Here is a 14,249-nt window from a genome sequence, read left to right on the forward strand (position 1 = left end):
TTATTTGACGTTCTAGCAAAAGGCAGAACATTCACAGCGAACTGTCTACAGGCTTGGAGTTAAACAGGTGAAGGATAAATTAATCACATAAAAAACGCCCTTTGCTGATTTATGCGCTGTTGGATGCGTATAGGGTTATATCTTCAGCATCACAGCCCCTCTCAATTGCCAAGCCGATTGTACCTAACAGTTCAGCTGCATTAGCACCTACGACTGCGCGTCCTGAAGCGGCCCAAGGGAAAATAGATTTTTAATCGTTCCCCTGTTGTGAATCTATCGATTGTTAAAATCATTTTCCTGACAAACATTACAAGTAATGCTTTTTGATAATAAATAGAGGTTAATGTGAGCCAATCACCAAGAGTGGTATACGTCAGTATATTATTAGTTAATCTTACCTTATAATCTTATGAAAAAATCCCCCTGACGATAGGTTAACGCAATGATATTTAACAAGCTTTCTCGATTATTTTCTCTCCTTTTTTGCTTGGTTTATAGCATCAGCTGTTTAGCCGAAAGCAGCACTAAAATGCAGCCAGCAAATATCAATTTTGTTGGTCAAGGCCCTATTGTGCCTAAAAGTGAGCGCGCTTTACCTGTCACCTCTATTAATTTAAAAGAGGTCGATTTAGAAATTTTAAAGGTGCAAAAACCTGAGCAATTTTTGCTGCAACAATATTACACAGGGCAACTCTCCGAATGGGATTTGCAACAAGTGAAAAATAGCTTACAGAGCATTACGCTAGAGCGTTATTTATTACCAAGTGCCAAGGATAATGTAGAGATAGCGAGTAAACTAAATTTACCGAAAAATTTACCCTCGGGGTGGTATGTTGCATTACTGAATCCTGTTAATGATTACAGTGCATACAATGTAAAAACCAGCCATTTTTTACTCACTAATATTGGTATACAAGCAAAATGGTTTAAACAATCGGTACATCTTTTAGTGTCGACATTAGATAATGGCTTGCCCGTTAAAAAAGGGCTAGTCAAAGCGTATAACAACGGTGAGTTAATTGATGCGGTAGTAGTTGAGAATGGCCGCGCACAATTAAATATTAAAGCAAGCAATGACACCGTACTGCTCGTTGAATCTGATAATGAGATGGCGATTTTATCCTTCAAAGAGGTGCCGCTGGATCTCTCCGAATTTGCAGTGGCAGGCAAAAACTTTCAACCACAAGAAGCCTTTATCTACAGCAACCGAGATCTGGTTAAACCCGGTGAACAACTGCCAATTAATATCTTATTACGCGATGCAGATGGACAGCTATTAAGCGAACAGCCGATTAACCTGCGGATCATCAAACCCGATAATCAACTCGCTTACCAAAAAAACCTAACATCAAGCTTGGCGGGTTATTATCATGAAATGCTGAACCTTTCTGACGATGCCGCATTAGGCAATTGGCGTATCGAAGTGCGCACAGATCCAAAAGCCAACAATGCACTGAGTCAGTTAACCTTTCAAGTACAAGAGTTTGTGCCTGAACGTATGGAATTGTTAATCGATGCGCCACAACAGGTGATCGCCCCGAATCAATCATTACACGTAGCATTAACGGGACGTTACCTGTTTGGTGCAAAAGCGGATGGTAATCAAGTTAATAGCCAGCTGACTTATACACAAGTGCAACACTTTGCAGGAAAATATAAAGACTACCAAGTAGGGCAACCCTTTCACCTTAATGAATCCTATTTAAGCTTAAGCCCCTACAAACTTGATAACGAAGGTAAAGGCGAACTATTAATTCCCGCACCAACTCAGGAGATTAAAAGCCCCGTTGCCGTACGTGCTAATTTAGATCTAATGGAAGATGGCGCAACAGGCGCACAAAAAACGCTTGATTTTATCAGTTGGAATAACAAACCTATCGCCGCTATTCGTGCTTTACAAGACTCTGTTGGTTATATGTCTAAGGCAAATTTTGAGTTGTTATTATTAAATGCACAGGGAGATACCGCCATTGAGGGAGAAGTACAACTGAGCTTATATAAGAACCAAGGCAACTATTATTGGAGTTATGAAGATGGCAGTGGCTGGACACAGCATTCACAACCGCAATGGTTAAAAATTAGCGATAAAACAGTCACTACAAGCACTGTTGCCAGTCCATTTGACCTTGATGTAACTTGGGGGCAATACCGTATTGTTGCGACTGAAAAACAGTCTAAAAGTGAAACAGTAATCGATTTTTATGCAGGATGGAGAAACAGCCGCGAGCAGATGCCGGCTAAACCCGAACACCTTGATATGCAATTAGATAAATCTCTTTATCAAAATGGCGATTCATTGCAACTGACATTTACATCCCCTATTGCAGGCCATGTTTACTTAACCGTTGAAAGTGACAAAGTATTATGGTCAAAAAATCTCAGTAGCGATGCAAAACAACAGCAGTCGCAAACCATTAATATTGATCCGGGTTGGTTACGCCATGACATCTATCTTTCCGCGGTGGTGACTGGCAATGATAAACAAGGGATACCAAAACGATTATTTGGTGTGAAACATATTAAGCTAGATAGAAGCGAGCGAACGTTAGATCTCAAACTTACTCTGCCAGAAAAATTTGAACCGCTCACGACGGTGAATATCCCCGTTAGTTTGACTAACAAATCAGATCAGGATACCTGGGTTACTTTATCAATGGTTGACAAAGGAATTATCAACATCAGTGGTTATCAAGCAACTAATCCGGCTAACTTTTTCTTTGGCCAGCGCCGTTATAGCACTGATGTAGTTGATCTTTATTCACGGTTATTTGATCTGAGGCCAAATCCTTTTGCAACCCCTCGTTTTGGTGGTGATGATGTGTCACCTAATCGCCGCGGTGCTGATTTAGTGGAAAGTAAAACCATTATATTAATGAGTGAGCCAGTACAGTTTGATGACGCCGGGGATGCGCTAGTGCAATTAACATTACCGGATTACAACGGTGAGGCGCAAGTGATTGCAACTACCTTTAGTGCCAATGAGTTTGGTCAAACAGTTGCTTCCCAGAAAATTGCAGCACCGGTGATTGCTGAACTTGCAGTGCCACGCTTTCTTGCGCCTGGTGATATCAGCACAGTACATATGTCGTTATTTAATAACAGCGGTAAAACTCAGCAATTAAGCATCGATATGGCAGTGGCTGAGGGCATTACTATTATTAATGCCGACCAGCTGACAAGATCCATCACACTTACCGATGGGCAGCGTTTTTCATTACCGCTACAAATTTCACTCTCAGATACCCTACCTCAAGGCAGCACATCTGTTGATTTAAGTGTCAGCAGTGCTGATATTGATATTAAGCGCAGCTGGACTATTCCAGTGCGTCCGGTCAGTGCAATCGTCACTAAACGCCTAATTAAAGTCCTTAAAAAAGGAGAAAGTTATACGGTCAGTGACGAGTTATGGAACGGCTTAAACTATGATCCAAAAAATGCAGGTAAAGTTCGCTTAAGTGGCGCGCCACAAATCAATATGATGCAACATGCGCAACAATTATTTAGTTACCCTTACGGCTGTGCAGAGCAAACCACCAGCCGTGCTTTCCCCTATTTAATTGATGAGCCGGAGTTATCTGCCCTTAAACAAGTCATCTATCAACAACGCGGTTTAGCAACTAATGATTCACCGGAGCGAGCGTTATTAAATCAATCTATACGTCGGATTAGCAGCTTTCAAAACCCCTACGGTGGTTTTGGTTTATGGGGAGCAGACGGTGCTGAACGAGCTTGGTTAAGTGTTTATATTAGCGAATTTTTATTAACCGCTGAGCAATCATTCCCGGGACTCGTTGACCAAAACTTACTCAACAATGCACAAGCGCGTTTAAGTGATTATGTTAAGAATGCGCAGGTATTAAACGATCTCAATACGTCCAGCGAAGCCGCCTTTGTGGCTCGTACTTATGCCGCTTATTTACTCGCTCAGCAAGGAAAAACACATTGGGGAGATCTGAAGAAGATCTATGATAGAGGTCAAGCTTCGGGTTGGGTAACCCCGCTGGCTGCGATGCAAATGGCTTATGCGTTTCATTTAAATGGCGATCAGAAAAAACGAGATCTGTTATTAGCAAAGATTCCAAGCATCAAACGTAGTGACAATTACCTGTCAGATTACGGTAGTGATGTACGAGATCGCGCTTTAATGGTATCGATGTTAAATGACTTTAAAGATAAATTAAAACTCGATGTAGATTTACAACTATTCCAAAACATTGAGTTGCTGATTGCACAATCACAAACACAGCATTGGTTTAGCACTCAGGAAAACGCGGCATTATTAAAAGCGGGGTTAGTGACACAGCAGTTATCACAAAAACAGTTAAGTGTAGAAGTTAATGGTCAGCTATTGACCAAGAAAGGGGCTATCTCTCAAAATATTTTACCGGGCAGTGAGATAACCAACCTCTCCGATGCACCACTTTACGTACAAGTGATTGCACAGGGCAGACCGAAAAAATTAGTCTCCTCAGTGAATCAACTGCAACTAAGCACTTTTAATCGTCAACTATTCTACCCCGATGGACGCGAATATATTGGCGCGCCAATCAAAGTCGGTGACCGTTTTGTGGTAGTCGTTGATATTAACGCGCAGGAAAACCTCGAAGGAGCTCTGTTAGTTGAGTTAATTCCAGCAGGGTTTATCTTAGAAAATCCTAATTTGGGCAATGCGTTAGAACACCAAAATATGCCTTATCAAGGCAACGTTTTACATTCATATCCCGATGCGGCACTGAACTACCGTGAATATAGAAATGATCGTTTTATCGCCTCGGGTGATATCCAAAAAGGCCAACGTAATATAGTGACCTATAGCTTACGTGCTGAAGCACCGGGGCGTTACAGACAACCGCCAAGTTATTTAGAGGTGATGTACAGACCCTACAAAAATGTACTTAAACTGCACAGTGAACAGCCATTGATTATTGGTGAAGACAATTACCCCAAACAACAAGTATTAACCGTGATTGAAGAAGAAGTGTCTATTATGCAACAGATTAAAAATTACTTTAAATAATGGCTAAAATGAAACTCATAAAAGGCACGGGTGGTTTATTGATAACCATAATGTGCCTTTTTTTTATATTCAACATAACCTTTCCTTTACCAGACTTAAACGCTAAAAAGGGTTCGACGGTTATTCTTGATAAACAGGGGGAAATATTACGTAGTTTTGCCGATTCACAAGGAATTCACCGCTTTACTGTGGCAAGTGAAGAGATTTCTCCGCTCTATATTGAGACGTTAATCACCTACGAAGACCGTTTCTTTTACCACCATTTTGGATTTAATCCGATCTCCTATCTGCGGGCGGCTTGGCAGTGGTTAGTTAATGGAAAAGTTATTTCTGGCGGTTCAACACTGACCATGCAAGTGGCGCGTTTAGTGGATCCGCACCAGCGTTCTCTATTCGGCAAGTTAAAACAGCTGTTTCGAGCCTTACAGTTAGAACTCACCTATAGCAAGAAAGAGATCCTCTCGCTTTACCTAAATTTCGCCCCTTTTGGTAGTAATATAGAGGGTGTTGAAGCGGCAGCAAGGCTTTATCTCAATAAATCCTCAAAGGAACTTAACCTCGCTGAAGCCGCATTATTAGTGGTATTACCACAACGCCCCACCGCTTACCGCCCGGATCGCAATAATGCACTCGCGCAAGCGATGCGTAATAAAGTATTAAAACGTTTAGTCCTGCGAGGCAAGCTCAATGAACAAGCCTATTTGCATTACAGCAGTTACCCTATTCCAACAGAGCGTTATAACCAAGCGGTTTTTACGCCGCTTTTATCGCGCGCACTTAAACAAAAAAATCCCAGTCAACACGTCATACAAACCTATATTGACAGCCGCCTGCAACGTAAAATAAAAACCACGCTGTTACGCCTTAAAAGCCAACTACCCGCTAAAGTATCCAGTGCGGTAATGGTGGTGAGAAATAGCGACCATACTGTGATTGCTTATCAAGGCTCTATTGATTTTACCGACAATGCCCGCTTTGCCTATGTTGATATGGCAGATGCAATACGCTCCCCTGGCTCAACCTTAAAACCCTTTATTTATGGCATGGCATTAGACCAAGGTTTGATTCACAGCGAGTCGCTGCTGTCCGATATCCCCTCGGTATTTTCCGGTTACAAACCCAAAAATTTAAACGGCCGTTATGCCGGCAATATTAGCTTAAAAGACGCTTTACATCGCTCGTTAAATATCCCCTTAATACAGGTATTCAATGCCCTTACCCCACAGTTTTTTACTAAAAAAATGGCACAATCAGGGGTCTCTTTAACGCAGGCTAATAATATAAAAGCGAATCTAAGTATAGGATTAGGCGGAACGGGCATTTCGTTAGTGGATTTAGTGACGCTATACAGTGCATTAGCTAATGATGGCCAGATTCACAGTTTGCGCTTTAAACAAAATGAAAAAATCCAATTGCGCCCTGCTTTGCTTTCCAGCGCAGCAAATTGGATAATCTTTGATTTATTACAAAGCAATCCACCACCGGATCGCAGTGTTGCTAAATTTCGTCGTAAAATAGCGTGGAAAACGGGCACCAGTTACGGTTACCGGGATACTTGGGCAATCGGAGTAAGCCCTGATTATAGCGTTGGTGTTTGGATTGGCAGACCCGATGGCGCGCCATCAGTTGGCCAATTAGGCGCGTCAACAGCAGCACCTTTAATGTTTGATCTGTTTGATCTACTCGATAACGATCAACAGCAGATCGAAAAACCACTGCAAGTGGTTGATAAAACAATTTGTTGGCCCGGAGGCATATCCGTGTCATTAACCCCTGCCCCCTTATGTGAAACACGCAAATTGACAGCCTTGACCATTAACGGTTTAACCCCTGCAACGTTAGAGTCCGATGGCACTTTTGTATTAAATCATCAGCGCCCGCATGCATTAAGTAATTGGTTAAAGCGTTTTAATCGAGATGATCTGTTGCCAGAAGGTATGCAGCAAGAGCCGGTCAATAACTCAACGCCTCTGAAAATTTTACGGCCCCACCACCAGCAACATTTTTTTACTGAGCAGGTTGATATGATTGACTTAAAAGTAAATCATCCCGAACAGGTGAATTGGTATATCAATGGGCAGTTATATCAGCATAAACAATTACAACTATCCGCTTATAACTCGCCAATAAAAATCACCGCCTGTCGCTTAACACAGTGCGAACGAATAGAGATTTATGCGCATTAAATTACCTATTTGGCAAGCCCATCAATAGTGGCACTTGTTAACTAATCTGCGCACAAACAAACCTGTCATAATAAAAAATAAGCAACTAATCGATATCGATAAGAGTGCAACAGACCAACCGTAAGGGCCTATTTGACAAGGTGAGATTTTACACATTATTTCAAAAGCTGAATTCTCAATAAGATAGTAGGAAAAGTAAGCCATAGCCCCGCTCAAACAGATTGAAAAAATCAGCATCAATACTAGCTGCCGTACAGTTTGAGTGGCAGGTTTGAGTTGTTTATTTATCGTATCTTTAATGAGTGAAAGAGTAAGAAAAATTGTAAGGAAACTAAGCAAAATTATCACTAAACTTAATAGCAAATCACTGATTTTAGGATTGATTAACGACAAAAAAATAAACACTAAAACAGTGACAATAGCTGATATGAGTTTATTTTTCATTGCTAAGGTACTGCTGACCAATACGTGAACTCGCTTCCCAATATGCAAGCATATCAAAGGGGGTTTGCATTGCAGAGATCGCCAGTAATTTTTGTTGCTGTTGAACTGGCAGTTGGTAAAAAACAACTTCAGTGTTAATCCTTGAAATGTCAAAAACCAACTTCCTTGTCGCATTCATTGTAATTAACATAAGGTTATCAAATATCTGTTTTTTATCCTCAGGCCATGATTGAATTTGCAATAAACGCTCTGCAAGCTGGCCCCGCTCTGGTTGTAAACAGCGATTAAATGCCTTTTCAGAAAGATAAATCATCCCCTTGCGTAACGTTTCTTCTGATAATGCTTGCAACATTTCCTGTGTTTCTGCCGTCAGCTTATTATCCTGCTTTTGCTGATTGCACAAATCATGTTTTTCCCCATAGGCTGTCGTCGCTTGCTGCAGTTTTTGAAAGGCGAATGCTTTATCCGGGTTAATTTCAGCATAAGCTAAGTTAGGTCCCATCAATAAAAACAGCGCAAAATAAATAAATCGATAAAGCATACTGTTAATCCTTAACCTCAGAAGAGAAGCGATAATGGCCGGTGATTTTAAAATCAAATAACATCTCGTCTAATTGCGGCCCGGCCCCCATATTGTGAACGATCAGCGGCCCATAGTTTTCTTTACTAACATTGCTAACCACAATACCGATATGAGGTAAATTACCAGGTAATATCCAAGTAACAATCTCGCCCATTTTATAGTCTTGAGGTTGATAGGAAATAGTTAATGACTGCCCAAATCGTCTGAAATAGGTCTTCAAATTTGGCACACGACGATGATCAATATTGCTATCGGGTTTATTTAATCCCCATATTCGCTTGGAAGGATATTGGTCGAAATGTTTACTCATATCTTCGTGCACTAATTGTTGTAAATCGATGCCTAACTGCCGGTAGCTGCGAATAATGACATCTGTACATACCCCAGTATTACTAGGCACATCACCATTTGGGTAGACGAGTTTGATATATGCCGCGTCATACCTAACCTGATGTTCTGTGCGAGCTAATGCAGCTTGCGCTAAGTTAGCAGCGAATGGTTGCGCATAACTAGGCAATGACAAGCTGGCAGTAATAACCAAAAAAAATAACTGCTTAATTATATATTTGCAATGTGGTAATTCATTCATACTAAAGACCTAATAGTTTATACGTAAACAGTTATATTTAGCATCACTGTTAAACGGGTTATCAAAGCACAACTTGTGCTTATCTTTACTTAAATAGAGCAAAACGCAGGGCAACCAAACCTTTTTAGGGGAATTAAATAAAGGCAAATCTATGATTTTTAAAACAGAGAAATCAATAGAGAAAATAGCAATACTGTGCAAGTGGTTGTTAGCCAATTAAATGTTTATACCACACATTCATGCTCTCAATGTTTCCGGAAATATTTGTGTTGTTTTTTAGCCTTCCGCCAAATCGGTAACCTGCCTTGCTAAACGTCTGATTCATTCCAGCAGACATCGCACGGGCGATTGTATATAAAGTTTTGATCCCTTTTTTCTTCATGGCGTTTTCCATTTCAAAAAGAAGAGATTGAGCGAATCCATTACCTCGCCATTCCGGGAGTGTGGCAAAATCGGTCATTTCAGCATTGGAAGATTGTTTATCCATTTCTGCCGATGAAACAGCGACAAGTTGACCATTCACTTCTATCCCAAAATAATCAACATGACTTTTCATTGTTTTTAGAATATATGCAGGATTATCTATCGGGAAAGGGTAGGATTTAAATGTGCTTTTATAAAGAGCAGCCATAGTAACTACATCCGCTTCATTACAAATTCGTAAGGTAACATCATTATTCAGATAGCATTTAGATTTGCCCGCTTGTTTTTCAAGAGCCATATTGAGGATTTCATCCATTCTGCCAAGGTCAGGCTCTTCGGCACGTTCAGCGTTTAGGTAGAATCCTATAAACACAGCCGTTATTTTGCCGTCATAGAACGCAGGTATACGTGCCTCTTCCTCAAAACCTGCGGCGAAAAACATCTCCGAGTGGCATTCGGGGACTTTGGCAAATATTTTTGAATAATTGTTTTTTATTGCCAAATCAATTAGGTTGCATGGAGTGGTTGCGGGTGCTTCAGAGGCTAATTTAATCAGATAGATGCGATCATTATAGCGGCCGTGCTGAATCACGCTTCCTTCGAAATTCTCAATGATATCTTTAGAATCCATTAATCTCGCTTCCTGATTCGTTCGTTCCCTTCGGGGACAAGTGTAATCGTTTCATCATGATCTGATAGGAGCTTCTCGATTCCTATCGATTTGTATTCAGTAGCCTCGCCCGGAGAAAGTTGCAGTTTACAGGGTTCACAGTTGCGATCGCAACAAGGCGATTCGTAGTTATCTGGCTCCTTGTAGGTGGTAATAACCCCTTCATAATTCCTCAAGACCACCTTGTTGGCTGACCAGGAAATGAGATAATTCGGCATGACCGGAATTTTACCCCCGCCACCAGGCGCATCGATCACATAAGTTGGGACACAAAAGCCGCTTGTATGCCCTATCAGGCTTTCGATAATTTCAATACCTGTGCCAACAGGTGTTCTGAAATGACTCAGCCCCTCAGAAAGGTCACACTGGTATAAATAATAGGGCCGCACCCGGTTGGCAACCAGTTTATGTACTAATGAACGCATTATTTTCGGGCAGTCATTTATGCGCGCAAGCAGCACGCTCTGATTTCCTAAAGGAATTCCGGCATCAGCCAATTTTGCAAGCGCCATTCTTGCCGAAGTCGTAAGTTCTCGGGGATGATTGAAATGGGTGTTGATCCAGAGAGGGTGATGTTTCTTAAGCATTGCAACCAAGCTATCTGTTATGCGGGAAGGCAATACAACAGGTGTTCGGGTTCCAATACGAATCACTTCGACATGTTCTATATTTCTAAGCTCTGTCAGAATGTAATCCAAATGCTTATCGGATAGCAGGAACGGATCTCCCCCGCTCAATAGTACATCCCGGATCACTGGCGTTTTTCGAATATAGTCCAACCCGGCATCAATAAGCTCTCTTGATGGAATATTATCTTTGTCGCCAACTTTTCGTTTTCTTGTGCAATGACGACAATACATCGCACACATATTGCTCACCAGAAAAAGTACTCTATCTGGGTATCTGTGAGTAATTCCTGGGACAGGGCTGTCTTCGTCTTCATGCAGAGGATCTGACATATCTGCATTCGAAATGATAAGTTCCTGTACAGATGGAACTGACTGTAAGAAAACCGGATCATTCTCAACGTTATCTGCGTCAATCAGTGACAGGTAGTATGGCGTGATCGACAGTGGAAACTTCCCTATCGTTTTTTCAATTTGCGCTTTCTTTTTTTCTGTAAAGTTCACATTAAGTAGTTTAACCAGATCATCCAATGCCGTGATGCGATGTTTCATCTGCCATTTCCAATCGCCCCAGTTGGAAATGGAAACGTCAGAATCAATTTTTTTAGCCATATCCTGTTGCTGCTCGGTAAAAATCATCATTTACTTTTTCCTTTTCCTAGCTAACGATTGAGCCCACTGGTTTTTACGGCGCGCGGCGCAGTAAAAATCCAGTGCAGTGGTTTATTATGCTTGATTTTTACTCATCTAGAGATCGATGCGATGCTACCTGTGAAGTGAACCCTTTGCCGCTCTGTTTTTTCTTTCATCAGTAGCATTTGTTTTATCTCAACCCAAGAAGGAAATTCTTCACACATTCACCTAAAACATCAATATTGTAGCCACCTTCCTGGCATACTAATGTGGGTATTCCCAGAGACTGAAACTGTTTACCCATTGCAAAGTAATCTTCCGTGCGAAGCTTGAAACCACCAATAGGATCAGCCTCATGGGTATCGAAACCTGCGGCAATAATAAGGTATGCAGGATTAAACTCACGCACTTTATTAAGGATGCGATCTAAAGCCTTGCTGTATTGTTCCAATTGAGTCCCCTTAGGCAAAGGTTCATTATGATTGGTACCAATAGCCTGACCTTGGCCTTTTTCGTCGGCATAGCCCCAAAAGTAGGGGTATTCATCATCAGGATCACCATGAATAGAAGCAGTAAATACAGACTTTATCTCATCAAAAAACTCCTGTGTTCCGTTTCCATGATGATAATCTATATCTACAATCGCAACTTTACCTTCAGGTAATAAATACTCGGCCGCGATTGCTACATTATTAAAGTAGCAATAACCGCCAAATACACGAGGGCCGGCATGATGCCCGGAGGGTCGGCACAGGGCATATACGGTTTTTTCATGGCCATCACGGATTAATTCAGCGCCGGTTAATGCCGTTTCAGCAGAGGCACGCGCAACTTCATAGGTTTTTCTTTTAATGGGTGTAACTGCATCGGTACACCAGATTCCGCCCCACAGTGGTGAATCAGATCTTTTTCTGCGATGGGCGCCCTCGCCAGGGAAAAGATCGGGATAAAACTCCTGATCATCGTTTTGTAAACTTAATGCGGTGTTCTTAATATAATCGTGATAGGGATGCAGTCGGGTGATCAGCCTTTCCGGAAAAGACTTTGCCGTCATAAATTCAAATTGTTGATCGGCGTGAAGGGATTTCTTTATGGCTGCAACACGTTGGGGCGTATCTTTTACTTCGTACGCATCCGGTCCAAGTTGATACTTCCAATATGGATTGTGCTCACTGTCGTTATATTTCTCAATTACTTTCATGGATTGTTCTTCCATTTTTCAATAGTTCGATGATGCGCTCGTGTGGAACTGGCGGGCACCAGCGTTGCTCACGTCCATTCATGCCATTCGAGCAGAACATTGCATTTAATACGGCCTCTTCAGTTGCTTCAATTACTGCTTCATAAATCACGTTTATATGAGCATCGGAAACACATTTTAAAGTTAAAAAATTACTGCTTGTGGCGGGCTTCCGAGGCTTACGGTTACCAGTGCTGAAAGCAATTATGATTTCACCACTGGTTGAGGCAGCATAAGATCCTGTTCGGCCAAGACCAAGAGCAGCCCGTTTGGCTACACGATTAAGTTGACTGGTAATAAGTGGCAGATCGGTGGCAACCACAACGATAATTGATCCCTCTGACACCTCCCGACGTCCTGCCGTATCGAACTCCTCATTCAGTTGTCTGCCAACAACCGCCCCATCTACGGTAAGATTACGCATCTTGCCAAAGTTTGAAAGTACAAGCACGCCAACTGTAAATGTATCGTTTCCAGGAAGGTCTAATATTCGCGAAGACGTACCTATTCCTCCGGCAAAGTCAAACGTTGTCATCCCTGTGCCAGCCCCAACCGAGCCTTGCATTACCGGTCCAGATGATGCCGCCTTTATGGCCTTAACGGTGTCTTGTGCTGAACAAGTTCCAACTCTGATATCGTTTAGAAAAGAATCATCGGCTTCGCCAACTACAGGTAGAACCACATCGGTTTCGGTTCCAAGAAGAGGGTGATTTTTAACCATTTTATTGACAACAGCATCATGTACCCGACCAACTGAATGCGAATTGGTGAGAAGAATGGGTGTTTCCAGCCAACCTGTTTCCATCACTTGGGTAAGTCCCGCCATCTCTCCAACACCGTTGAGGATAAAGCCACCGGCTACAATCCGATTGGCATAAGCCTGCCCTGCAGCGGGCATAATTGCTGTAACACCAGTACGTATGCAGCTGCTCCCAGTCCCTCCGGGAATTGGAACGCCATCTTCTATCCGAGAAAAGTGGCCAACACGAACCCCCTTAATATCTGTGATTGCATTATGAATTCCAGGGCGCATCCAACCGATTTGGATCCCCAGTTCTCTGGCGGTAGGTCGTGAGATACCGGATGTTATTTTACCTTTTTTGGGCTGCTTCACCGATCTGATCGCCAAGCCGTATCGGCGTGCGGCAGAGCGAATGATCAAGCGCATAACATCTCTGGATTCGAGTCCGCACGATTTGGCTGACGTGATAAGGGATGCATTTGGATGAAAACTTGGCAACGGATTAAGTTCAATAAAATAAGGTTGTCCGTTTGTATGTAATCGAATATCTACCCGGCCAAAATCAGGGCAGGACATGATATCGAAAACCGCACGGGCCATTTTTATAACCGCTGTTTTCTCCTGAGAGTTAAGAATAGCAGGGCAAACAACCTTAACTGATTTTGCTGCTTCTCCTCCTTGTTTCATATCGTAATCATAGACATTGTATTTGCCGTCGATCTTGTCCATGTCAAAAGTGTGTTCAACGATATCAAGCAATTTACCCGGAAAGCTTTCAAGGAAGGGAAGACTGAGTTCTCGGCCTTCAATAAATTCTTCAACAACAAGACCTGCGGGATAATGCCCTAATAATTGATTTATTCTTTTCTGGGCCTGATCACGTGATTCAACAACTGAATCCTGTGTAATACCTTTACTTGATCCCTCATAATTCGGCTTGATTATTAGAGGGTATTGTAAATTATCGGGTAGATTTTTTTCCTTAGCGGTAATCAAAACACCTTTGGGGATATTGATTCCGTGCGATGCCAAGACGGTTTTAGCAAGATGCTTATCAAGATTAAGATGAAGCAATGACGCGTTTCCGCCAGTGAAC

General features: G+C 42.0%; 8 protein-coding genes. 2 read left to right on the top strand and 6 right to left on the bottom strand.

What is annotated here, in order from left to right; all coding sequences use genetic code 11:
• Nucleotides 1-529: 529 nt before the first annotated feature.
• A complete protein-coding gene (locus ACJAT7_RS14415; RefSeq protein ID WP_415227500.1) occupies nt 530-5,017 on the top strand; it encodes an alpha-2-macroglobulin family protein in 4,488 nt (1,495 codons plus the stop codon).
• Nucleotides 5,018-5,025: 8 nt separating this feature from the next.
• Nucleotides 5,026-7,203 carry a penicillin-binding protein 1C gene (gene pbpC / locus ACJAT7_RS14420; RefSeq protein WP_415227501.1) on the top strand — a complete coding sequence of 726 codons (2,178 nt, stop codon included), beginning with the start codon at nt 5,026-5,028 and terminating at the stop codon, nt 7,201-7,203.
• Between the two features lie 433 nt (nt 7,204-7,636).
• Here the strand turns inward: pbpC and ACJAT7_RS14425 are convergent, their stop codons facing one another.
• The 6 genes from ACJAT7_RS14425 to ACJAT7_RS14450 all read right to left on the bottom strand — a co-directional run.
• The gene (locus ACJAT7_RS14425; protein WP_415227502.1) at nt 7,637-8,188 is read right to left on the bottom strand and encodes a hypothetical protein; all 552 of its coding nucleotides are present in this window, start codon (nt 8,186-8,188) and stop codon (nt 7,637-7,639) included.
• Between the two features lie 4 nt (nt 8,189-8,192).
• Nucleotides 8,193-8,819 (bottom strand): DUF1287 domain-containing protein, encoded by a 627-nt coding sequence (locus tag ACJAT7_RS14430; protein ID WP_415227503.1) that lies wholly within the window; start codon nt 8,817-8,819, stop codon nt 8,193-8,195.
• A 208-nt stretch (nt 8,820-9,027) separates the two neighbouring features.
• Nucleotides 9,028-9,873, bottom strand: coding sequence for a putative beta-lysine N-acetyltransferase (ablB, locus tag ACJAT7_RS14435; protein WP_415227504.1), 846 nt, complete (start codon nt 9,871-9,873; stop codon nt 9,028-9,030).
• Complete coding sequence (ablA, locus tag ACJAT7_RS14440; protein ID WP_415227505.1) at nt 9,873-11,180, bottom strand: lysine 2,3-aminomutase; 1,308 nt, start codon at nt 11,178-11,180, stop codon at nt 9,873-9,875. Before ablA ends, ablB begins: the two co-directional genes overlap by 1 nt.
• Before the next feature lie 181 nt (nt 11,181-11,361).
• A complete protein-coding gene (locus ACJAT7_RS14445; RefSeq protein ID WP_415227506.1) occupies nt 11,362-12,372 on the bottom strand; it encodes a histone deacetylase family protein in 1,011 nt (336 codons plus the stop codon).
• Nucleotides 12,359-14,249: P1 family peptidase (locus ACJAT7_RS14450; RefSeq protein WP_415227507.1), on the bottom strand; the 1,891-nt coding region annotated here is incomplete at its 5' end. The genes ACJAT7_RS14450 and ACJAT7_RS14445, both read right to left, overlap by 14 nt.

It is taken from the genome of Psychromonas sp., from assembly GCF_047632995.1.
Taxonomy (GTDB): Bacteria; Pseudomonadota; Gammaproteobacteria; order Enterobacterales; family Psychromonadaceae; genus Psychromonas.